Consider the following 22056-nt stretch of genomic DNA (forward strand, 5'->3'; position numbering starts at 1 on the left):
GGCTCAGTTGCAGCTTTTTTTACTGTGTTATTCATAACCGAAATTATTGATTGGATTTTTTAAATTGTTATTTTCATCAAGTGCTATTATTAAATAATAGATGTGTACGCCTTATTTAAAACACACGCCAATATTTCTAATTAATAAAAATTATATTACAGCAATAGAGGAAAATGACATGTTAAATAAAATAATTAATAGAGGAATGGAAATATTAGTTTATTCTATGACTATGATATTTTTTAGTATTATTTCATCCTATGCCGCCGTTATTCCACCCGGTATACAACTGAATGAAAAACAGGAGGTTATTCGTAATAATGGTGCAGAACCTGCATCACTTGATGTTGATAAAGCTGAAGATAATGTTTCACTGAATATTATCAATGATTTTTTTGAAGGATTAGTCGGAACGGATAAAAACAATAAAATTGAACCCAGATTGGCTGAAAGCTGGGAAACAAAAGATAATAAAACGTGGGTGTTTCATTTAAGAAAAGGTATCAAATGGTCTGATGGCACACCTATAACCGCCCATGATGTTGTTTTCAGCTGGCGGCGATTGGTTGAGCCAGCTACAGTTTCTCCTTATGGTAGCTATCTTGCTGATGCTTTTGTTGTCAATGCGCAAGCTATTCTTAATGGCCAGAAGAAAGCGGAAGAATTGGGTGTTAAAGCGCTGGACGATGCGACGGTTGAGGTTAAATTGGAGAAACCGGTTGGTTATTTTCTACAAATGTTAGCCTTTCCGATTCTGTACCCGATTAGTGAAAAAGTAGTGACAAAATATGGTGATAAATGGGTAAAACCTGAATATTTTGTCTCTAGTGGGCCATTTAAGCTATCTGAATGGCATGTTAATGAAAAGGTTGTTGGAGTCAGAAATCACTATTATTGGGATGATAAAAATACAGTAATTAATAAAGTCACGTATCTACCCATCTCGTCAAATAAATCAGAATTAAACCGTTATTTAGCCGGAGGGATTGATATAACATTTACTATCCCGTTAGAAGACTTTGCTTCATTAAAACGAACAATAGGAGGACAGATTCATATTACACCGCTTCTGAGTACATATTATTATGATTTTAATAATAAAAAATATCCGTTTAATGATGCCAGAGTCAGACAGGCGTTAAATTTATCTTTGGATCGGGATATTATTGCTAATCGGGTTGTTGCTCAGGGCCAGTTACCTGCTTATACCATATTGCCACCGGGGATTGGCGGGTTTAAATTTAACTTACCGGAATATGCTGCGTGGACACAGGAACAACGAAATAAAAAAGCACGGGAATTATTAGCTGAAGCAGGTTTTAATAAGAATAATCCGCTTAAATTTAACCTGGTCTATAATACCTCAGAGCAACATAAAAAAATTGCAATTGCTGCTGCTTCTATGTGGAAAAAGAATCTTGGTGTTATTGCTAAATTACAAGCCGAAGAATGGAAAGTCATGCTGGATAATGAACATCAGGGTAAGTTTGATGTTGTCAGGGGAGGATGGGTTGGAGATTATAATAATCCTGTATCCTTTTTAAATATATTCAGTACTAACCAGAGTAATAATACTTCATTCTATTCAAATAAAGAGTTTGATAATTCGGTGGAAAAAGCGGGAGAAACCAATAATCAGGCTGACTTTCAGAGGTCTGTTGATATTTTGATAAAAGATGCTCCTATTGCACCCGTTTATTACGCTGTGACTGCGGTATTAGTAAAACCTTATATTGGGGGATATTATGCCAATATATCCGGATTTACAGCCACGAAAGATCTTTTTGTCATTAAGCATTAATAAACTCAACATAAATAATGAGGAAGATAGCCCTATGCAGAAAGTCACAATTATTACGGGTGGTTCCCGTGGTATTGGTAAAGCAACAGCGCTTGATCTGGCAAAGAAAGGGCATCATGTTTGCATTAGTTATCGTTCTCGTAGAGAACGCGCACAGGAAGTTGTGGACATGATCCAAAGCCTGGGGCAATCGGCACTGGCTGTTCAGATGGATGTAACCGATGAACAGCAGGTTATGGCTCTGTTTCAGAAGGCGGAAAAGGAACTGGGGTATATCACTGGGCTGGTGAATAATGCGGGCATTTTAAAGGCTCAGACTACCATTGAGCAGCTAACCGCTGAGCGTTTGAATGAAATGTTTGCTACCAATATCACGGGCTATTTTTTGTGTGCCAGAGAGGCAGTCAAAAGAATGGCTTTCCGGCATGGGGGACAGGGTGGGGCGATTGTTAATGTTTCATCAGCAGCGGCAAGGCTGGGGGCTCCCTATGAATATATCGATTATGCTGCTTCAAAAGGGGCTGTAGATACATTGACCACGGGGTTATCTCTGGAAGTTGCGGCACAGGGAATAAGGGTAAATACCGTTCGACCCGGATTAATTTATACCGAAATCCACGCTGATGGCGGTGAACCGAACAGGGTTGACAGAATTAAAGATTCCCTGCCGATGAAAAGAGGCGGGCAGCCTGAAGAAGTCGCAGCAGCGATTGCATGGTTGCTATCTGATGATGCATCGTATGTAACGGGTAATTTTATGGATTTGGCGGGGGGAAAATAGACTTTCGATTTTTTGGAACTAAGAACTCAACCGGAGAAAATGGCGTATTTTTCCGGTTGAGTTATCTGGCAGGTTGCGACAAAAAGTTTGACATTATTGCTTAGGTTTAAGAATTATTTTCCCGAACGTTATTTCAATATTAATGGGTTGCTTTATCAATTGGCTGTCAGTTAGCCAGTCGCCGGCAAGATAGAGTTCTCCATTTTCACGAATATTATCTATTCCCTGTTCTGGCTTGTTTTCAATTTGGTGGATCAGATTAGTAAGATCAGTCTCGGGGGCAAGCAGAGAAAGAATTATCCCATCTGAGTGCTGGGATATATGAAAGAGTGAATCAGAAATAAACCCGGCATCACTGAGTTTGCTGCCACTGAGGGTTAACTCGGGGATATCAGTGTGGCGAAATAAAACATGAAGACTCATTTGACGTTCCTTGTGTCATTTGGAGATTTCGTAATACTTTAGCAGTACTTTAAGTGGTGAGAAAATTATGTTGTGAGAAGTGTTAATCTTATTCAGGAAATAAAAACCCTGCCGATATTATCAGGCAGGGTTTTGCATTAAATCACTTAATTAAAGCGAATTAGGCTGCATTAATGCCATACTGAGCACAAACAGATGCCAGACCACCCGCATAGCCCTGACCGACTGCACGGAATTTCCACTCACTATTGTGGCGGTATAGTTCACCGAACAGCATCGCAGTTTCAGTCGAAGCATCTTCAGTCAGGTCATAACGGGCAACTTCAGCTTGTGTGTCATCGTTAACCAGACGAATGAACGCACCTGAAACCTGTCCGAAGCTCTGACGACGAGTCTGAGCATCATGAATAGTGACAACAAAAACGATTTTATCTACATCAGCAGGGATCTGATCCAGTTTGATTTTCAGTGATTCATCATCACCATCCCCTTCACCGGTGCGGTTATCGCCAGTGTGCATAATAGAGCCTTCGGAAGATTTCAGATTGTTGTAGAAAATGAAATCAGCATCACCGCGTACTTTGCCATTTGCTGCCAGCAGGAACGCTGAAGCATCAAGGTCAAAGTCCTGTCCGTCAGTCGCGCGGGCATCCCAGCCGAGACCGATCAGAACATTTTTCATTGTTGGCGCTTCTTTGGTCAGAGAAACGTTACCGCCTTTAGAAAGAGATACACCCATTATTTTTTCCTCATTTATTTATGGATTTAGCTTGTTTTTTCTTTTTCGGGAAACAGCAGACTGGCAATAATACCGGCAGCCAGTACCCCGAGTACGACAAACAGACTGGCTGTCGCCGAAATGGAATAACCGTGGTGGAACATATGTTCAGATGCGTTAAGTCCTAATTTGATAGCAATAAAGAACAGCAGGACAATAACGGCTTTTTCCAGATGAACGAGATACTTTTTCAGTGCCTCCAGTACAAAGTAGAGTGTACGCAGACCTAAAATAGCGAACATCATGGCACTGTAAACGATTAATGGCTCACGGCTGACAGCAATAACCGCAGGAACAGAGTCAAAAGCAAACATGACGTCAGAAAGTTCAACCACAGCCAGACATAGCATCAGTGGCGTGGCATAAAGAGCTGCTTTACCGACACGCCCTGCTTTTTCACTATTAGTTTTATTACTGCTGGTTCTACGACCAATAGTTACATCAGCATTTTCTGGTTTTGCCAGTTCTGCATCGACTTCTTTCTGGGTAAGCATGAAATCATGACCGCGCAGTTTTGGCCAGATTGGGAAGAAACGCTTCACCAAACGGTAGGCTAGGTGTTGTGAGTAATCTTCGATTTCATCATCATTGTCACCACTTTTCAGCATCATAACTGCTGTCCAGCCGACGATGGCGGCAAAAACCATTTCAACCCACGGCCCCAGTGTCAGCAGGCTTGCCCCGATAGCAACAAAAATACCACGGAAGACAATGGCACCGATTATGCCCCAGTAAAGAACGCGGTGGCGATAACGATCCGGGACAGCGAACCAGGAAAAAATTGCCATAATGACGAACAGGTTATCGACGGAAAGCACCTTTTCCAGTGCATAACCGGTGATAAACAGGCTTGCGACTTCAGCACCGTGATGGACAAACAGGAATCCCGCGAAAACAAAAGCAACAGCAACCCAGAAGACAGACCAAAGAGCGGCACTGCGCAGCGAAATCGGCTTATCATGACGATGCATAAAGAGGTCGATAAAGAGCGCACCAACCGACAGAATAATAAATACAGCAACGGTTTCCATCGGAAAACCAATGTGCGTGGATACCATGAAGTAAGCCTCTTAATTATCCGCGATTACAGATCGAAATCTGCCGGTACAAAGCCTAAGGCTGTGCATATTTCTCTGGCAGCATTTTTTTCATCGTTATCAAAGTCGCCATCACTTTTGGCAACAGCAATCCCGACACGTAAAGCAAGCTGTGCTGCTTCTGGCTGTTGCTTCAGCGCCATAATGTATTTCATCGCTTCGCCTTTGCCGATATCAGCATCAAATTCATAGCTGCTGACCAGCTTGTTGAAGAAGTTGATAATTTCAGTCGTATCGAATACTTTCAGTTCAGGGGAACTTTTGATGAATCCCACCATTTTCTGTTTTTCTTCAGAACTGACACCGTTACTTGCCATTGCGACATGCGCGCACACAGCAACAGTTCCTTCCATGAATTTTTTGTTTTTGAAACGGCCAACCTGATTGGTAAGCTCTTCGCGGCCTGCACTGAATGCCGATTTGATTTTGTTTAAAAAGGACATAAGTCCCTCCGTTAGTTTGTATAACGCGTATGTATTAAACGTATTATTTACTGCCTGATGTCCAGCGAAAGCCCCAGCCAAAAGCCTGATCCATCTCTTTATGACCACTAAAATACTGGTTGATACGCTCTACCTGAATAGCACCGTTGTCATTAACAAGACGGGCAATCGCACACATATTTTTGCGGTTATGCCCTTCTGTCAGACGGGTTTCAATCGGAGGCTGGCCATTGACGTAAATCGTGACAATACCATCCGTATTGTTCCAGCTCGGTACACCTTCGTAGATAAAGGCATAGATCAGAACTTCACGGATATTTTTCCATTCAAGACCATTGATATGAAGCCATTCACCATCAGTAACACTGCCTGTGCGATCATCCCCCTGCAACTGGACATAAGGCTCGCTATGATAAGCACCGAAACCGTTCCCTAATGCCTGTATAACGTCACGGGTGCCATCGCGGAGCCGGACGAAAGCACCGAGATCCAGATCTACCCCTTTACTGGTATTAAACAGGTTCTGAAACATTCCACGGCTGGCAGGAGCTGCTCCCTGATTCCAGTTAAGATTGACGCGGATCTCACCGAAGTTGTCACGTTTACTCAGGCTGATAGCGGGTTTTTCTTTCGTCAGAGAAACCTTGCTTAGATTGACACTTTTCGGTTCAGGAGTTGGTGGCGACGCTGGCGCATCATCGACAATATCGACACCAAAATGTTCTGCCAGAGGCTTTAGGCCACCATTAAAACCCTGAGCAATAAAGCGAAACTTCCATTCACCGTTACGGCGATAAAGCTCACCGAGGATCAACGCGGCTTCTGTACGCCCCTGAACTTCAACCTGCCCCTGTAAAATCACATTCCCATTCAGTTCGACCTGAATAGAAAGGCTGTGAAGGCTGGAGATAGTCTGGCTGCCGTCGCAGGTCGCGGTGAATGCAACTTTTTGGACGTCTTGCCGAAGAGCCGGCAGGTTAACGGAAAACGCGGTATTGGTATTACCGCCGGACAGGCGAATGGTGTTATCGTCATTATCCGGCTGCCCATAAAAGACCATATCCGGATCGCCCTGTACCTTACCATCAGCATACAAACGGAAAGCGGAGACATCGACTGCTGAACCTGAAAGTACCCTGATGGTCAGCATTTGATTGGAAACGGGGGCATTTCCCCCCGGAGTCAGATTCATCAGCGCACCACCGTTTCAACGATTTGTGGATACATATCATCAATGGTACGCCCACGGCAGGGAACCCCATGTGCGGTGAAATCCCACATACCGTTATTACGGCGCAGGGAAGAGATAATAATGCCGGTATGAGCACCCTGTTCGTTTAACTGGTAGCGCGCCAGCTCTTTGCCGTTTTGATCAACAACCCGGCAGAACGCATTTTCAACATCGTTGAAGGTTTGACCGCGGAAACTATTAACGGTAAAGGCAAGGTATTCAACATTGGCAGGCAGTTTAACTAAATCGACGCTGATGACTTCATCATCCCCGTCGCCTTCTCCTGTCAGATTGTCGCCACTGTGCCTTACCGAACCACATTCGGATTTAAGCTGGCCGAACCAGACAATGTCAATGGAATTGCCGGATGCATCGAGCAGAATGCAGCTGGCATCCAGATCAATTTCATTACTGTCTCCGCCGAACAAACGTGACAGGAAGCCTTTTTTTTGAGCTACTGGATCCCATCCCAGACCAAAATCAATTTTAGCCAGCGAAGTACTCTGCTTGGTCAGCGAAACGGACTGATTTTTACTCAATGAAACCATTAATAACACCTCTTATTTATCGGTGAATTGTTTTATAAGTGATTTGTTTTTTATCGTGAATCGCTATCAGTGAATTGCGATAATTTCACTTATGTAGAAAATCATAATATGACCAGATATATGGCTGAAATCCTGTCATATTATGATCCTCACAAATTGCAACTATCTGTTAAATTTATGATAGAGAGCAATCTGGCTTCGTGTTTTATCATTTCTTTTCCATGGAGAAAAGTCAAACAAATTCTTATTTAAAAAATCATATTATGATTGACATTGAGTGTGGCTAAGCTCTAGACTTCGGTGCATATTTCACCGAATTTGAACTAGAAAACGGACGTAACAAATTTGACTAATGCCTATTTAGCAATAGGCGTTGTTCGGATAAAAAAATTTGGTTTATGAAAGGGAAATTTGTTTTATGAAAGAATCACTACTGCCTTTGCCTCACTTCCTGAAATTACTGAAATTCTTTTAAAAGGCTTCTGTATGACCGCATGTAATCATCTTCAGCGTCACTCATTCCCGATTAATAAAAAACAAAGCTATCAAAAACAGTTAAACAGCGGAACCTTAACTGTGACAGCTGAGTGTGGTGAAACGTCTCTGGAAGCATTGTTTGATATTGCTGAACGTCGTAATCCGAAAAGGGCATTCTTATTTGTCAGTAAAGTGTTAGGGCGTCATATTCCGGTCAGTCCGTCTATTATGCGTACAGTTTATCAGCAGTTGTCAGATAAATTCCCAGTTGATCTTCCCGGGCCGGTGCTCTATATCGGGATGGCAGAAACGGCGGTGGGGCTGGCGGCGGGGGTTTTTCAGGAAACCCGGCATAAAGTCACTTCTCCGATATTTCTGACATCAACACGCCATCCGGTTGAAGGTGAGTTGTTGTGTGAGTTTAAGGAAAATCATAGTCATGCAACAGACCACCTGATCTACTGGCCGCAAGAAGAACATTTGCGCCAGCGGGTCAGCCATGCCCGTACACTGGTTCTGATTGATGATGAAGCAACGACTGGCAATACTTTTCTCAATCTGCTTGAGGCATTGCGTTGTGCCGGGCTGGAACATATTGAACATATCATTACAGTGACTCTGACGGACTGGAGTGGGCAAAGCATCATAAAACGCTGTCCGCTTCCTGTCTCAGTTATTTCCCTGATAGAAGGTGAGTGGCAATGGGATGCGGATAGTTCAGCTCCTGTGCCCGTTATGCCTGCGGTGAATGTCACGGCACGGGGAAAAGTCGATATTATCGGCACACAGAACTGGGGGCGCCTGGGGCTGGACGATATTCAATATGATCTGGGTGCTGAGATCCCGGCTAACGTTGGTGAAAAGGTCTTGGTGTTAGGCTCCAGCGAGTTTGTCTGGCAACCATTTTTGCTGGCAGAACGCCTTGAACAAGAAGGGGCTGCCGTGAAATTTGGTTCGACAACCCGTTCTCCTATTTCCTGCGGGCACGCTATTCAGTCTGTGATGGCATTTACCGATAATTATGGTCTGGGGATCCCCAATTTTCTTTATAACGTAGCGCACCAGCAGTTTGATCGCGTTCTACTCTGCCTTGAAACACCTAAAGCTGCAGTTGATCCAAATTTGATAGAGCAATTATCTCTGGTTGCACCAGTGATAGAGATTGTGACTTATGATTAAGCCCGTATTTTTTACTGATCTGGACGATACGTTATTTCAAACCCGCCGGAAAATAAATGAGCTGTCGGATATTACTTCGCTTCGCGTAGCTACTGTAGACAGGCAGCAGGCTCCTCATAGTTATATGACAGAACAGCAGGCTATGCTGGTTGACTGGTTACTGTCGAATGCGGAAGTGATTCCTGTGACAGCCAGAAATACAGAGCAGCTTAGCCGGGTACAACTTCCGTTCACTTCATGGCGTATTGCCACTCACGGTGCGGTGCTTCTGACACCGGAAGGGAAGGCGGATCAGGTGTGGCAATCACATATGCTGGCTGAACTTCGGTCTTACCGGGATAAATTGCTGGAATTGGAATGTCTGGGGAATCGACTGATAGCATCCGGTAGTTTTTCTGTATGGTCACGCATTAACTATGAATATGGTGATGTCCCTGTTTATATTTCGGTTAAGTGTAATGAGCATAATCGGGCAGAAGAGCTTAAGACGCTGCTTACAGCAGTGACTCAGGTGATGAGTGATATTTTTGATGACGACGATTTTTATTTTCACTACAACAATAATAACCTCGCTTTTCTACCTAAATGTGTCGATAAGGGATTGGCAACTCAGCATCTTCTGCAAAGGCTTCACGATGAGAGAGGTATTTTTCCTGTTATTGGCATGGGGGATAGCTTAAGTGATCATCGGTTTATGAAATGGTGTGACTGGCTTGCGATCCCTCAACGCAGTCAATTTACTGACACATTAACGGCCTCTTTATTCGGTATGCGGAATCCTACATAAATGAATAGTTTTACTCCTTTTTCTGGCTCTTACGCCAGCGGTGATGTTCATTTCTTACTAAAGCCGGTTCAGATTGAAATGACACCGGTTGAGGTTAAAGAACAGTTAATTCAGTCTGGTGCCCGTCATTATTCGGAGATGTTGAGTCAGGAGCCAGAACCGACCTCTTATCACATTGAATTGTTTGATAAAGCGCTAGAAATAGGAGCAACCAGACTGGCAACTGAAGTTGTTATGCTTGCCAAAGCTCTGATATCACGCTTTGGCGACACACCTATTGTGCTAGTGAGCTTAGTCAGAGCGGGAGTTCCTCTGGGTGTGATGTTACATCAGGTTTTACGGGATATGGGGCAATGTTCGTATCACTATGGGATCAGTATCATACGGGATCGTGGCATTGATGATACGGCGCTCTCGTATATAGAACAGCAACATGGGACGGCTGGTCTGGTATTTGTGGATGGCTGGACAGGTAAAGGTGCGATTACAGCAGAATTATCCCGTTCATTAGCGGGACGGCCGGGTTATTCAGGCATTCCCCGTTTGGTCGTACTGGCCGATCCGTGTGGATGTTCATGGCTGGCGGCCAGTGATGATGATTGGTTAATTCCCTTTGGGATCATGGGAGCACCGGTATCAGGGTTAATATCGCGTTCAATCTGGAATGAAAATGGATTGCATGGATGTGTGAAATGTGATCATCTGAGTGAGTTTGAATGCAGTGGCATGCTGGTTGATACTGTTGCTGAATGCCGGGAACGTCTGGATTTGACCGCCATACCTGCGGCTGACTGGCAACCTCAGGAAAAAATGGTTTTGCTGGAATTAAGTAAGAAAGTTATTTCCACTCTTGCTGATTTATATGAGGTCAATAGCATTAATCGTATCAAACCGGGAATTGCGGAAGCAACGCGTGCTGTGCTGAGGCGTGTTCCTGAACAGGTACTTGTCCGTTCTAAAAATGATCCTGACGTGGCTTTGCTGGTTTATCTGGCACAGCAGAAAAATGTTGCCATCACAGAAGTAGGTAATTTGATTGGCCAATATCGGGCAGTCACGATTATCAAAAAAGTAGCATAAAAAAGGTGGTCCGATGAAACAGAACCCTTTCGCAAACCAGCTTGGCGCGACACTTTATATACCAGCGACCCGCCCAGATATTCCGGAAATTATCCTGTGTAATAAAGTTGTGGGATTACGTTCTTTGGTGATTTGTCTGGAGGACTCAGTCGTAGAAGAGGATATTCCCGTCGCTATCGAAAACCTCGTATCTGTATTACAGATACTGGCTGCGGCTAAGGGTTCAGCCGCTAATACTGATCATTATCCATTGATTTTTATCCGTCCACGGAATGAATCCATGGGACGATATCTGGTCAATTCTGTTGATCTTAGCCTTGTCACGGGTCTGGTATTACCTAAATTCACGCAATCATTATTACCTGAATGGTGGGATATTATTGCTTCAACGCATCTTGGCGTGATGCCGACACTGGAAACTGAAGATGTTTTTGATGTGCAGCAAATGAATTATTTGGCCGATAAGCTAAAATCTCATCCTTTCTGCGAGCGGGTCATCGCGCTACGTGTTGGTGGTAATGATCTGATGAATCTTATTTCGATACGTCGTTCGCGTGAACTCACGTTATATGATGGCCCAATGGGGTATGTGATAAAAATGCTGGTGGCTGTTTTTGGTTCACGTGGTTTTTATTTAACAGCTCCCGTTTGTGAGCATATTGATAATCTGGAGTTACTTGAGAAAGAGCTTGTATTGGATATTGCTCATGGGTTTGTCGGGAAAACAGCTATTCATCCACGGCAAATAGAGCATATCCATAAGGCATTGATGGTGAACAACCATGATTATGCTGATGCCTTAAAAATCCTTAATACAAAGCAGGCGGTATTTAAGTTTCAGGGCGCAATGTGTGAACCGGCTACACACTGGCGCTGGGCTGTAAATATTCTGGAACGGGCGAAATATAATGGTGTCTGTTCAGGAAGTGAAACTGAAAATTATGGGGTTTTTAACTCGCTTTAATATTGATTTACCAGCATGAGAAGCTATGCTGGATGCTGTGTTTATATATTAGGAAGTTACCGTATTCCTGACTTGGTAATTGAAAACGATGTTACTTAGCCCCAAACAACTCAGAAATTTTAAATTAACTTTGCTGCTTTCTCATGAAAGACCTGTCAGCAAGGTAAAAGTGATCGAGGCACTTAGTTGTTCTGGTCCAACATTGACTCGTACTTTAAGGGAACTAAGGGATCACTATCGTGCTGATATCCGGTTTAGCAAAATTGGAAATACTTACCAACTAGTAGATAAGGGGTTATTGACCAGAAAAGAGGTGCGCAGGATTGAAGAGCTGCTCACTCAGCATAATAACTTTGAATTAAAGGAAGCTACCAGCCACGTTTTCCTTGATAAGGAAAAGAAGAAACCGGTTTCCCTGTCATTGCGGATGTCTGTCATCCGAAAAATAGATGGGCTATCCAATCGGCTTGGAACGAGCAGAAGTGAGATAGTTGAAATGTTCGTAGATAGGTTTATCGACGAATTACAGAAAGAAACCGTTAATGGTAACTCACGAAAAAGAACGGAGTCCCTTAATGCCAGCAAGTAATATTGAGCTGGCATTAGGGCGGGTAAGATTTCTTTCTAATGATGATGGCGTGTGAGTTTATCCAGATATCCCATCACAAATGCTGATACCACAAAAGTGAGATGGATAATTACATACCACATTAATTTACTGTCCGGCACATTCCGGGCATCCATAAAAACACGCAGTAGATGAATGGATGAAATGGCAACAATGGAAGCCGCAACTTTGTTTTTAAGCGAAGTGGCGTCCATTTTTCCTAACCAGTTTAATTTCTCTTTGTGCTCTTCGATATCTAATGTTGAAACAAAGTTTTCATAACCGGAGAACATGACCATCACTAACAACCCGCCAACCAGAGCCATATCAATCAGAGAAAGCAAAGTCAGGATCAGCTCTGATTCAGCAATGGAAAAAATATGTGGCAGGACGTGAATGATTTCCTGAAAGAATTTTATAGCCAGTGCAAATAAAGCCAGTGATAAACCAAAATAAACAGGTGCAAGTAGCCAACGGGAGGCATACATTGTGTTTTCAATAAATCTTTCCATGTTGTTCTGAATATGTTGCAAAAGGAGCTGCATTATAGATCAAGATCGTGCGTGAGCTAATAGATATCAACGAACCCTGAATTCTGATTCTAGTTTACTGACCCCTAATCCATTCATCTTTTCCACTTTGATCTGTACAGGGATACGCTCTTTCATGGCTTCAACATGGCTGATAACACCGATAGTTTTCCCGGTTGCATTAAGGTGATCAAGTGCATCCAGTGCGATATCGAGAGTTTCAGAATCCAGTGTGCCAAATCCTTCATCAAGAAACAGGGATTCTATCTGGGTTTTGTTGCTCACCAAATCAGATAGTGCTAATGCCAGTGCCAGACTGACAAGAAAGCTTTCACCGCCGGAAAGCGTTTTGGTATCCCGAATAGCGTCGGCTTGCCACATATCAACCACTTGTAACTCAAGGCCAACATCATCCTTGTTTTGTCGTTTGCGTTGCAGGTAGTAACGGCCATGTAATTTTTCTAACCGGCTATTCGCCAGATGCACCAAATGATCCAGTGTCAGACCCTGAGCAAAACGCCGGAATTTAGCACCATCCGCAGAGCCGAGCAGGTTATTGAGATAGCTCCAGTCATCATAATTCTGTTGTGAGAGAGCTATTTGATCTAACAATTCCTTCTGGTGATGTCTACTGTTGGCATCACTGGTGAGCCGGTTTTTGACTTCACCTTGCTGCTGGTTATTTTGTTTTAATTCATTGGCGGTATTACTTAACAACTCAGCTAGTTGTGATGGTTCAAACTGCTCCAACAGTGACGGTGATTTTTCCCTGTGGCGCTGTAACAGAGTTTCAGATTCGTGGCACCGTGTTTTAGCTTGCAGATTCTGTTTGGCAAGTTGTTCTTGCAGCCGTTGAAGATTTTCTCGTTGTTCCGGCATCAGTAAAGCCTGTTCAAAAGAGGCTTGATTAAGAAACCCTTGTTGTTGCAGACCTTGCTGGAAGGTGTCGGATGCCTGTTTGTATGCGGCTTCGGCAATATGGCAGCTTCGTGTGATTTCACCCGCAGCACCCGTTAATTGATTTACCTGATTCTGTAACTGTTGTAGATCAGCAGTGGCTTGTGTACAGGCATTACCCAGTTCGCTCGCTTTTTGCTGCAATTCCTGACGTACAGTGTTGACGGATTGTTCGCCAAATAATTGGTAACGTTCCTGCTGGGTTTGCTGCAATACCTGATTCTGCTGTTGTTGCTGTTCAGTCAATATTTGTTGTTTATTGATTATTCTGCTTTTTTGTTTTTCCAGTTCATTCAGTTTGCTTTGCAGGACGGCTTGTTCCTGCTGCAATTGCTGCCATTTTTCGCGGGAACTGTGATAGTTTTTCAATTCAGTTTCACGTTGTTGTAACCAATTTTCTACTTCCTGCGATTCTGGCAGTGTAAACGGCGTATCGTGCAATGTATTGATTAATTGCTCTGTTGTTGTGGCATATTCTGCTTCTGCCTGATGGAGTTCAGCCGTATTTTCCTTCAATTGCTTCTGATATGACTCTTGCCTGACTTTTTCCAATGCTGATTTTTGTTCATCTGATTTGGATTGTTCACGATGAGCTGAGAGTGTTTTTTCTGCAATTTGGTACTGTTTTTCAGCCTGCGTCAGTATTTCATATTGTTTCTGAGATTGGGTATAGGCTGACTGGCGCAGGGTAATAAAGTGTCTGACAGGTTTAGCTTCCATTGGTAATTCGGGTGCTTGCAGTTGTTGGCAGTGGTGCTGCCATTGTGTAGTAATTTCTGCCAGCTGAGATGTGAAACGTTCTATGGATTGCTGTAATTGTTCACCCTGTTGTTGCTGGAATTGCTGCTTTTGCTGTAAAGCAGAACGCTCTCCCTGGAGCTGTTCTATTTTTTGACTAAGGATTTTCAGCCGCTCTTCTGATTTTGGCAGGGTGATATTCTGATATTCACTAATCAAAGGGTGGTGATTCGACCCACAAAGTGGGCAGGCTTCCCCCTCTTTGAGCTGATTACGCTCCTGTTCCAGACTGATAATACGTTGTTCCAGACGAATTCGGGCGGTTAAATCCTGATGGTGATGTTGTGTTTCTGTCAGCTGTATCTCAAGGGTATTTAACTGATCAGGTAAAGGTGTCAGGAATGATTGGATTTGTGCAAATTGCGCCTGATTGGTTGAGATCGTTGCCTGTATTTGCTCGATCTGAGGCAGAAAAATTTCCAGCTGGTTTTGTGAATTAAGCTGTGATTGGTAATCTGATAACTGTTTTTGTAGTTGATCGGATGAATATTGGGTTTGTAAGCTCAACAGTTTTTTTTCTGCAAATTCAAGTGAATCCTGTAATGGCTGGCATTGTGCTGCCTGTTTTTCCAGAACTTTATTTAAACTATTCAGATTTTCAGCTGTACGGGCAAGCTCAGTAGCCATTTGTTGTTGTTTTTGTCTGAGCTTGGTTATCTGTTCCTGTTTTTCTTTCTGACGGGAAAAGAGTTGCTGCCATTTCGGTAACTGTTTGTCGAGAGTGCGGAAATGCGGATGTTCTTCATCATATATCTCCAACGCTTTCTGTTCTTTATTCATCGAGGTGTGCTGGCTTTCAGCCAGTTGATACTGGGATGATATTTCAGCTAGTTCCTGATTCTGCACAGTGGCTTCTTTTTCCAGCGTGAGCAGATCCTTAGACTGAATAGCAATCTTATGATCGAGAGGCGTAACCTGCTCTGAGATCAATTTCTCCTGTTGTATATGATGCTGTTGATATTCTTTTTGAGCCTGTTCCAAATTAATCTGTTTTTGTTGAGCGGGTTGCAGTAAAGCAACCTGTCGTTGCAGCTCAAATTGGATTTTTCTGCTTTGCTCATCAAGGCGCTGTTGCTCGCTTAAAGCCCGATTGTACGCATCCCACAATTGCCGGATTTTTTCAGCAGGCTCGCTGGCAGTTAATTGTTGTAACTGGGGGGAGGACTCCTGTATCGCCTGTTCAGTCTGTTGCAGTGATAACTTATGGTTCGCTAGTGACTGTTCCAGCTCATGCTGCCGTACAATCCATTGCTCAGTAATTTGTAAATCTTTTAGCTGCTGACCAAGCTGAATCTCTGCGGCAATCAGCTGTTGCTGTTGATTGCGATACTCTTCCAGTTGTTCCGGCGTTAATAATTCAATTGAAGATGCTTTTGCCTGCTGAATATTCAATTCGGACTGGGCTTCTTTATGGCGCTGATAAATCTCCTGTGACAGAATGCCATAAATTTCTGTACCGGTAAGTTCCTCCAATAAATCAGCCCGATCTTTATCATCGGCATTTAAAAATGCGGCAAAATCCCCCTGCGACAGGAGTATGGACTTAGTAAACCGTTTAAAATCAAGTCCGGTTATTTCAGCAATCTTTTCTTTTTTATCAGGAATTTTGTCAGCCAGAATTTTGCCTGTTTTTTTATCTGCCAACTCTCCTTTCGGTGGCTGGAGTTTTCCATCAGCCTGATTACGGGCACGTCGCTGGCTCCAGAACGCCCGATAAGCAACCCCTTTTACTTCAAATTCGACTTCTGACAGACATTCTGCGGTATGACGGGTCATTAATTCGTTCTGATTGGCTGAAATAGTGCTGAGCCGGGGAGTCTCGTGATATAAGGCAAGGCAGATAGCATCCAGCAGCGTAGTTTTTCCCGCTCCGGTTGGGCCGGTAATGGCGAATAATCCATTGCTGGTAAAAGGCTCGGCTGTGAAATCAATTTTCCATTCACCCTGTAGAGAATTAATATTTTTCAACCGTAAGCTAAGAATTTTCATACTGCATCCTGACCGTTATTTCTGATTATTATTTCTGTGTACGTTGCTGAGTAATGTCATCCAGTGTTTGCCTGAACAGAGTCGTCAGGCGCTGTTTTTGTGGCTGATCGTCAATTTCCGCCATCGCCAGTCGTCGTTCGAAAACTTCGGACACGCTTAATTCAGTCAGCGTCTCTTTATTTTTCTCTGATAATGAGATTTGACGAGCGGTTTTGCTGCGTCGTAACAGAATAATTTCTACAGGCAAATCCGCAGCCATAGTTTGAATACGTTTCTGGATGTCATGAAGATAATCTTGCGTGGCTACTTCAATATCCAGCCAGACAGGGCGCTCTCCCTGATAATCACTGAAAGTCTGTAATTGTGCTTCTATTTGTTGCAGATTACCCCGAATGAGTTGCATTGGCTGATAATTCGGAACAGGTAACAGGGTAAGGTGACTGAATTTATCTTCCTGAAAATCCGCCAGACAGACACTTTTCTCTTGCCCAACTTCATCAAAACTCAGTGGAATAGGAGAACCGCTATAACGGATATGCTCAGTTTTATTGACCGACTGTGGGCGGTGAATATGCCCCAGAGCAATATAGTCAGCAGGAGGGAATGCTTGTGCAGGGAAAGCATCCAATGTGCCAATATAAATATCCCGCACGGAATCAGTCGTGGAGGCTCCAACTGTAGTTAAATGCCCGGTTGCGATAATCGGCAGAGATTGGCCAAGCTGCTCCCGTAAGCTACACGCCTGTTGGTAGAGCTGGTGGTAGTGTTCAGCGATGGCATCCTGTAAAGCTTGTTGTTTCTGTATGGCTGACTGGCCTGCTTTACTGAACATAATATCTCGCGGACGTAGGTAAGGAATGGCGCACAGAATGGCTCCAGCCTGACCATTTCTATTATTCAATACCTTAATTTGCTGTTGGGTATCAGTTTCAGCACAGGCAATAACAGTGGTATTCAGATAAGAGAACAGGGTTTTTGATTCATTGAGTGTTGCGACGGAATCGTGGTTTCCCCCAAGAATGACAAGCTGGCAACCTGTGGGTTGTAGGTCTACCACAAATCTGTTGTACAACTCCCGGGCATAGCTTGGTGGAGAACCTGTATCGAAAACATCTCCGGCAATAATCAGGGCATCAACCTGATGTTCATTTATTTGCCTGATAAGCCACTGTAAGAAGTGCTGATGCTCTGCCGCACGGTTTTTAGTAAAGAAATATTGCCCAAGATGCCAGTCTGACGTATGAATAATCCGCATATTTTTGCTCTGCTTATCTTACCTGTGTTACTGCGCTGCGCTGTCCTTGCATCCAGCTTCCCCTGTTCAGATGTTAATTATAATGAGTGTTCTGCGGATGTCGTGGGTAATTATAATTTCATTCATAAATTTTCGAGCGGCCTCGCAACGGCAATGAAATAGAGCAATTGATTGATAAATTCCTCGTAATGTTGGTTACAGTTTTATGATTAAGATGAAATCTATTTCATAAAACTGTAATAAAATTGCCTCACAATAGTTCACTGTGAATTTTGCTGACTTCAATCATACTGACAGGATTAACCATGGTTAGACGTATTTTGGTTGTTGAAGATGAAGCCCCAATTCGTGAAATGGTTTGTTTTGTTCTGGAACAGAACGGATATGAGCCTGTTGAAGCAGAAGATTATGACACTGCCATAGGGTGTTTGTCTGAGCCTTATCCTGATTTAGTCCTGTTGGACTGGATGTTACCCGGTGGTTCAGGAATACAAATTATCAAACAAATGAAGCGTAATAACACCACCAAAGATATTCCTGTCATGATGGTAACCGCACGAGGGGAAGAGGAAGATCGAGTGCGTGGGTTTGATGTTGGTGCCGATGATTATATTACCAAGCCATTTTCCCCCAGAGAGTTAATTGCCCGAGTTAAAGCTGTATTGCGTCGTATCTCCCCTATGGCAGCAGAAGATATTATCAATATAGAAGGACTGATGCTGGATTCTATATCCCATCGTGTTTCCAGTCAGGGGCAAAGTGTTGATATGGGACCAACCGAATTCAAACTTCTTCATTTTTTCATGACGCACCCGGAGCGTGTTTATAGTCGCGAGCAGTTGCTCAACTATGTATGGGGGGCGAATGTTTATGTAGAGGATCGCACGGTAGATGTACATATTCGTCGCCTGCGTAAGGCGCTGGAAATGGGTGGCCACGATAAAATGGTGCAGACTGTTCGTGGCACAGGTTATCGCTTTTCTACCCGTTATTAATCTTTCCGGTCGGGTGCTTGAGCCACCTACATAAATTCAGTTTGGGAAGCCAATAATGAGGCAACTTAAAAAACAACAAACCTGTACTGGAGAGAGTTAAGTGCTTGAGAGATTATCCTGGAAAAAGCTGGTACTGGGGTTATTTATTTTCTGTCTGCCCGCAGTGATTTTGTCTTTCTTTGTCGGCCAACTGGCGTGGTTGCTGGTTATTGCATTACTTCTGGCATTAGTATGGCACGACTATAACTTACTGAAGTTATCTGACTGGCTCTGGCTTGATCGTAGTATGTTGCCTCCGGCAGGCAGGGGAGGATGGGAACCAGTTTTCTATGGTATTTACCAGTTACAGCAACGTAATCGTAAGCGGCGCAGGGAACTGGCATTATTAATCAAACGGTTCCGCAGTGGCGCAGAATCATTGCCGGATGCCTTGGTAATGATGACAGTGGAAGGGAATATTTTTTGGTGCAATCGTCTGGCTCAACATTTATTAGGGTTCCGCTGGCCAGAAGATAATCGACAGTCTATTTTCAATCTTCTTCGCTACCCTGATTTCATCCGTTATATGATAGCGGGTGATTTTACTTCTCCTCTCTCTCTTGAATTAAATAATGGTCATATCGTGGAATTTCAGTTGATGCCTTACTCGGAAAGCCAATTACTGATGATTGCCCGTGACATCACGCAAAAAAGACGACTGGAAAACTCTCGTCGTGATTTTTTCGCAAATGCCAGCCATGAACTGAAAACACCGTTAACAGTGCTACAGGGTTATCTGGAAATGATGCAGGATCAGGAGCTCAGCGGGAAAGCAAATCAGAAAGTAGTGAGTACTATGCAGGAGCAGGTGCGGAGAATGGATTGTCTGGTCAGTCAGTTACTACATCTTTCCAGAATTGAGAGCGGCTCAAAGGTTGATGTGCACAATATGGTCGATGTTCCGGCTATGCTGGTTTTATTAGAGCAGGAAGTACAGACATTGGCAGATAAACAGTACGATATTGTCTTTAATGTCGATAACACATTACATGTGCTCGGAAATGAAGAGCAGCTCAGAAGCGCAATGTCGAATCTTATCCATAACGCTATTAACCACACAGAAAAAGGAACCCGCATAGAGGTTAGTTGGTTGAGAACAGTTCATGGAGCGTTGTTTAAAGTTGAGGATAATGGCTCCGGGATCAGCCCTGAACATTTACCGCGCCTGACAGAGCGTTTCTATCGAGTTGAACGTTCACGTTCAAGAAGTGCGGGTGGAAGCGGATTAGGGCTGGCGATCGTGAAACATGCCTTACACCACTACAATACTCATCTTGATATTACAAGTACGGTCGGGAAAGGTTCTGTATTCAGCTTTTTATTACCTCTGCAGTTTATTGCTCCTGATACAGAAACTGATTAAAAAATCATAAGGTTAATAAAATTAAATGGTAATAATACAGGCAAAAAAATGATTTATTAGCCAATGTGGGCAAAAAAAGTGCAAATCATATAGGGTGTAATCAATGATAGATGATAATAATCACTAATTTTGAAATTAGTTTGAAATATTGCTCTGCTTTTCGGTTTGTTACTTGCCTTTTAACGCTATAAAAGTTTTACTTGTGGGCAGTTGTTGGCGATTCTACCTGTTATTACCACTATCATTTTGTATCTTACAAGTATCAGTAAATATGATACTAATCACTGACTGTTTCATCAGGATCCAGTTTCGCCAGTGAAAATTCAAGTGCTTGCAATATTTCCTATTGTATATGCAATTCTTTTAGCAACAATAATGTAACAATCATTATGACACATCGTTTATCATCTAAAGATATTTGGGCATTAGGCTTTATGACCTTTGCCCTGTTTGTTGGTGCGGGAAATATCATTTTCCCACCTATGGTTGGCTTACAGGCGGGTGAACATGTTTGGGTCGCTGCTGCTGGTTTTTTGCTTACGGCTGTAGGTTTGCCTGTTATTACTGTTATTGCCCTGGCGAAAGTCGGTGGCGGTATTGAAGCGCTGAGTTCACCTATTGGTAAAACAGCCGGTTTAATACTGGCAACGATATGCTATTTGGCTGTTGGTCCGTTATTCGCAACGCCGAGGACAGCAACAGTTTCTTTTGAAGTGGGTATTGCTCCGTTAACAGGTTCAGGTGACCTTCCACTTTTTATTTATAGTGTCATTTATTTTTTGCTGGTGATTTTTGTTTCGCTATATCCGGGCAAATTACTGGATAGCGTCGGGCATGTGCTGGCACCAATCAAAATAGCGGCATTGGTGATTCTCGGAGGGGCTGCTGTATTATGGCCTGCAGGGCATCCTATTCCTGCCATTGAGACTTATCAGGAGATTCCGTTTTCAAATGGCTTTGTGAATGGCTATCTGACAATGGATACTCTGGCGGCGATGGTATTTGGTATTGTTATTGTCAATGCTGCACGCTCTAGAGGGGTAAAATCTTCTTCATTACTGACGCGTTATACGATGTGGGCAGGTTTGATTGCAGGATTTTGTCTGACTCTGGTTTACCTTTCTTTGTTCAAGCTGGGAGAGGGTAGTGGCGATTTAGTACCTACGGCTGATAATGGTGCGGCTATTTTGCATGCCTATGTTCAGAATGTTTTTGGTAACTATGGCAGTTTCTTCCTTGCGATACTTATATTTATTGCTTGTATGGTAACTGCAATTGGCCTAACTTGTGCCTGTGCTGAATTTTTCAGCCGTTATCTGTCACTTTCTTATCGTACTCTGGTCTTACTTTTGGGGCTCTTTTCCATGTTGGTTTCCAATCTGGGGCTGAGTCATCTGATTACGTTTTCAATTCCGGTACTTACGGCAATTTATCCCCCTTGTATTGCGCTGATATTGCTGAGTTTTACTAACCGCTGGTGGCATAATTTTACCCGTATTCTGGCTCCTGCAATGCTGGTAAGCCTGATATTTGGGATTTTGGATGCCATTAAATCATCTCATTACCTGTCACATATGCTGCCAGAGTGGGCTACTCATCTGCCTTTGGCAGATAAAGGTCTGGCATGGTTAATACCAACTCTGCTGTCAGTGGCTGTATTTGCTCTTTATGATCGCATTGCGGGAGGAGCCAAACTCCCAAAGCATGAAATACAGCAGGGACAAAGCTGATTATTATATTTTGATGTTTTTGTAGTAATAAGAAAATGAAACACCACAGCATGGATTTATGCTGTGGTGTTTTTGTTGTTCATTTTTTCACTAAAATAATTGTGCCTATCAGTAAATATAAAACCGAATTTTATTAATAATGAAAAAAACTATGATGAATTTAATCATTATTAGAAAGTGTTTTTTTAAATTAAGACTTATTAT

At 43.1% G+C, this 22056-nt stretch carries 19 protein-coding genes; 10 read left to right on the top strand and 9 right to left on the bottom strand.

Annotation, left to right across the window (positions count from 1 at the left end; all coding sequences use genetic code 11):
- Positions 1 to 178 precede the first annotated feature (178 nt).
- Together AACX38_RS17760 and AACX38_RS17765 are read left to right on the top strand one after the other, a co-directional pair.
- A complete protein-coding gene (locus tag AACX38_RS17760; RefSeq protein WP_228865085.1) occupies positions 179 to 1801 on the top strand; it encodes an ABC transporter substrate-binding protein in 1623 nt (540 codons plus the stop codon).
- A 34-nt stretch (positions 1802 to 1835) separates the two neighbouring features.
- Positions 1836 to 2582, top strand: a complete 747-nt coding sequence (locus AACX38_RS17765; RefSeq protein WP_099120726.1) for an SDR family oxidoreductase — start codon at positions 1836 to 1838, stop codon at positions 2580 to 2582.
- 93 nt (positions 2583 to 2675) lie between these two features.
- On the opposite strand, the gene AACX38_RS17770 is transcribed toward AACX38_RS17765, so the two are convergent.
- The 6 genes from AACX38_RS17770 to AACX38_RS17795 all read right to left on the bottom strand — a co-directional run bounded on the left by AACX38_RS17770 (position 2676) and on the right by AACX38_RS17795 (position 7102).
- On the bottom strand, positions 2676 to 3005 hold the full coding sequence (locus tag AACX38_RS17770; RefSeq protein WP_228865086.1) for a type I toxin-antitoxin system SymE family toxin: 330 nt from the start codon (positions 3003 to 3005) through the stop codon (positions 2676 to 2678).
- Between the two features lie 160 nt (positions 3006 to 3165).
- The gene (locus AACX38_RS17775; protein WP_099120730.1) at positions 3166 to 3744 is read right to left on the bottom strand and encodes a TerD family protein; all 579 of its coding nucleotides are present in this window, start codon (positions 3742 to 3744) and stop codon (positions 3166 to 3168) included.
- 26 nt (positions 3745 to 3770) lie between these two features.
- Positions 3771 to 4841: a TerC/Alx family metal homeostasis membrane protein gene (locus tag AACX38_RS17780; RefSeq protein ID WP_099120731.1), complete on the bottom strand. Its 1071-nt coding sequence runs from the start codon at positions 4839 to 4841 to the stop codon at positions 3771 to 3773.
- A 26-nt stretch (positions 4842 to 4867) separates the two neighbouring features.
- Positions 4868 to 5323 (bottom strand): tellurite resistance TerB family protein, encoded by a 456-nt coding sequence (locus AACX38_RS17785; protein ID WP_099120733.1) that lies wholly within the window; start codon positions 5321 to 5323, stop codon positions 4868 to 4870.
- A gap of 43 nt (positions 5324 to 5366) precedes the next feature.
- Positions 5367 to 6515 (bottom strand): TerD family protein, encoded by a 1149-nt coding sequence (locus tag AACX38_RS17790; protein WP_228865087.1) that lies wholly within the window; start codon positions 6513 to 6515, stop codon positions 5367 to 5369.
- The gene (locus AACX38_RS17795; RefSeq protein ID WP_099120737.1) at positions 6515 to 7102 is read right to left on the bottom strand and encodes a TerD family protein; all 588 of its coding nucleotides are present in this window, start codon (positions 7100 to 7102) and stop codon (positions 6515 to 6517) included. Before AACX38_RS17795 ends, AACX38_RS17790 begins: the two co-directional genes overlap by 1 nt.
- Positions 7103 to 7588: 486 nt before the next feature.
- Here AACX38_RS17795 and AACX38_RS17800 point away from each other — a divergent pair, with 486 nt between their 5' ends.
- From AACX38_RS17800 to AACX38_RS17820, 5 genes are all read left to right on the top strand, one after another.
- Positions 7589 to 8758: a phosphoribosyltransferase domain-containing protein gene (locus tag AACX38_RS17800; RefSeq protein WP_228865088.1), complete on the top strand. Its 1170-nt coding sequence runs from the start codon at positions 7589 to 7591 to the stop codon at positions 8756 to 8758.
- Positions 8751 to 9545 carry a hypothetical protein gene (locus AACX38_RS17805; protein WP_228865089.1) on the top strand — a complete coding sequence of 265 codons (795 nt, stop codon included), beginning with the start codon at positions 8751 to 8753 and terminating at the stop codon, positions 9543 to 9545. The genes AACX38_RS17800 and AACX38_RS17805 overlap by 8 nt, the downstream gene beginning before the upstream one ends.
- Positions 9546 to 10625, top strand: a complete 1080-nt coding sequence (locus tag AACX38_RS17810; protein WP_228865090.1) for a cysteine protease StiP family protein — start codon at positions 9546 to 9548, stop codon at positions 10623 to 10625. It abuts the gene before it with no gap.
- A 13-nt stretch (positions 10626 to 10638) separates the two neighbouring features.
- Positions 10639 to 11589 carry an HpcH/HpaI aldolase/citrate lyase family protein gene (locus AACX38_RS17815; RefSeq protein WP_228865091.1) on the top strand — a complete coding sequence of 317 codons (951 nt, stop codon included), beginning with the start codon at positions 10639 to 10641 and terminating at the stop codon, positions 11587 to 11589.
- A gap of 88 nt (positions 11590 to 11677) precedes the next feature.
- Complete coding sequence (locus tag AACX38_RS17820; protein WP_099120744.1) at positions 11678 to 12178, top strand: tellurium resistance protein TerW; 501 nt, start codon at positions 11678 to 11680, stop codon at positions 12176 to 12178.
- 35 nt (positions 12179 to 12213) lie between these two features.
- Here the strand turns inward: AACX38_RS17820 and AACX38_RS17825 are convergent, their stop codons facing one another.
- From AACX38_RS17825 to sbcD, 3 genes are all read right to left on the bottom strand, one after another.
- Positions 12214 to 12708: a TIGR00645 family protein gene (locus AACX38_RS17825; protein WP_099108879.1), complete on the bottom strand. Its 495-nt coding sequence runs from the start codon at positions 12706 to 12708 to the stop codon at positions 12214 to 12216.
- Between the two features lie 66 nt (positions 12709 to 12774).
- Positions 12775 to 16470, bottom strand: coding sequence for an AAA family ATPase (locus AACX38_RS17830; protein WP_228865092.1), 3696 nt, complete (start codon positions 16468 to 16470; stop codon positions 12775 to 12777).
- A 28-nt stretch (positions 16471 to 16498) separates the two neighbouring features.
- Positions 16499 to 17725 carry an exonuclease subunit SbcD gene (sbcD, locus tag AACX38_RS17835; protein ID WP_228865093.1) on the bottom strand — a complete coding sequence of 409 codons (1227 nt, stop codon included), beginning with the start codon at positions 17723 to 17725 and terminating at the stop codon, positions 16499 to 16501.
- Positions 17726 to 18030: 305 nt separating this feature from the next.
- On the opposite strand from sbcD, the gene phoB reads away from it, so the two are divergent.
- The 3 genes from phoB to brnQ all read left to right on the top strand — a co-directional run bounded on the left by phoB (position 18031) and on the right by brnQ (position 21852).
- Positions 18031 to 18720, top strand: coding sequence for a phosphate regulon transcriptional regulator PhoB (phoB, locus tag AACX38_RS17840; RefSeq protein WP_099120750.1), 690 nt, complete (start codon positions 18031 to 18033; stop codon positions 18718 to 18720).
- A 100-nt stretch (positions 18721 to 18820) separates the two neighbouring features.
- Complete coding sequence (phoR, locus tag AACX38_RS17845) at positions 18821 to 20122, top strand: phosphate regulon sensor histidine kinase PhoR (protein ID WP_228865094.1); 1302 nt, start codon at positions 18821 to 18823, stop codon at positions 20120 to 20122.
- Positions 20123 to 20511: 389 nt separating this feature from the next.
- Positions 20512 to 21852, top strand: a complete 1341-nt coding sequence (gene brnQ, locus AACX38_RS17850) for a branched-chain amino acid transport system II carrier protein (protein WP_228865095.1) — start codon at positions 20512 to 20514, stop codon at positions 21850 to 21852.
- Positions 21853 to 22056: the final 204 nt, after the last annotated feature.

This window comes from Xenorhabdus sp. PB30.3 (genome assembly GCF_963895965.1).
Lineage (GTDB): Bacteria > Pseudomonadota > Gammaproteobacteria > Enterobacterales > Enterobacteriaceae > Xenorhabdus > Xenorhabdus stockiae.

Bases quoted from the DNA above. Each gene is read 5' to 3' on its own strand.
- AACX38_RS17820 (WP_099120744.1), top strand. From the start codon at position 11,678: ATGTTACTTAGCCCCAAACAACTCAGAAATTTTAAATTAACTTTGCTG.
- AACX38_RS17800 (WP_228865088.1), top strand. From the start codon at position 7,589: ATGACCGCATGTAATCATCTTCAGCGTCACTCATTCCCGATTAATAAA.
- sbcD (WP_228865093.1), bottom strand. From the start codon at position 17,725: ATGCGGATTATTCATACGTCAGACTGGCATCTTGGGCAATATTTCTTT.
- AACX38_RS17760 (WP_228865085.1), top strand. From the start codon at position 179: ATGTTAAATAAAATAATTAATAGAGGAATGGAAATATTAGTTTATTCT.
- AACX38_RS17775 (WP_099120730.1), bottom strand. From the start codon at position 3,744: ATGGGTGTATCTCTTTCTAAAGGCGGTAACGTTTCTCTGACCAAAGAA.
- AACX38_RS17770 (WP_228865086.1), bottom strand. From the start codon at position 3,005: ATGAGTCTTCATGTTTTATTTCGCCACACTGATATCCCCGAGTTAACC.
- AACX38_RS17790 (WP_228865087.1), bottom strand. From the start codon at position 6,515: ATGAATCTGACTCCGGGGGGAAATGCCCCCGTTTCCAATCAAATGCTG.
- AACX38_RS17815 (WP_228865091.1), top strand. From the start codon at position 10,639: ATGAAACAGAACCCTTTCGCAAACCAGCTTGGCGCGACACTTTATATA.
- AACX38_RS17805 (WP_228865089.1), top strand. From the start codon at position 8,751: ATGATTAAGCCCGTATTTTTTACTGATCTGGACGATACGTTATTTCAA.
- AACX38_RS17810 (WP_228865090.1), top strand. From the start codon at position 9,546: ATGAATAGTTTTACTCCTTTTTCTGGCTCTTACGCCAGCGGTGATGTT.
- AACX38_RS17830 (WP_228865092.1), bottom strand. From the start codon at position 16,470: ATGAAAATTCTTAGCTTACGGTTGAAAAATATTAATTCTCTACAGGGT.
- AACX38_RS17795 (WP_099120737.1), bottom strand. From the start codon at position 7,102: ATGGTTTCATTGAGTAAAAATCAGTCCGTTTCGCTGACCAAGCAGAGT.
- phoB (WP_099120750.1), top strand. From the start codon at position 18,031: ATGGTTAGACGTATTTTGGTTGTTGAAGATGAAGCCCCAATTCGTGAA.
- AACX38_RS17825 (WP_099108879.1), bottom strand. From the start codon at position 12,708: ATGGAAAGATTTATTGAAAACACAATGTATGCCTCCCGTTGGCTACTT.
- brnQ (WP_228865095.1), top strand. From the start codon at position 20,512: ATGACACATCGTTTATCATCTAAAGATATTTGGGCATTAGGCTTTATG.
- AACX38_RS17765 (WP_099120726.1), top strand. From the start codon at position 1,836: ATGCAGAAAGTCACAATTATTACGGGTGGTTCCCGTGGTATTGGTAAA.
- AACX38_RS17785 (WP_099120733.1), bottom strand. From the start codon at position 5,323: ATGTCCTTTTTAAACAAAATCAAATCGGCATTCAGTGCAGGCCGCGAA.
- AACX38_RS17780 (WP_099120731.1), bottom strand. From the start codon at position 4,841: ATGGTATCCACGCACATTGGTTTTCCGATGGAAACCGTTGCTGTATTT.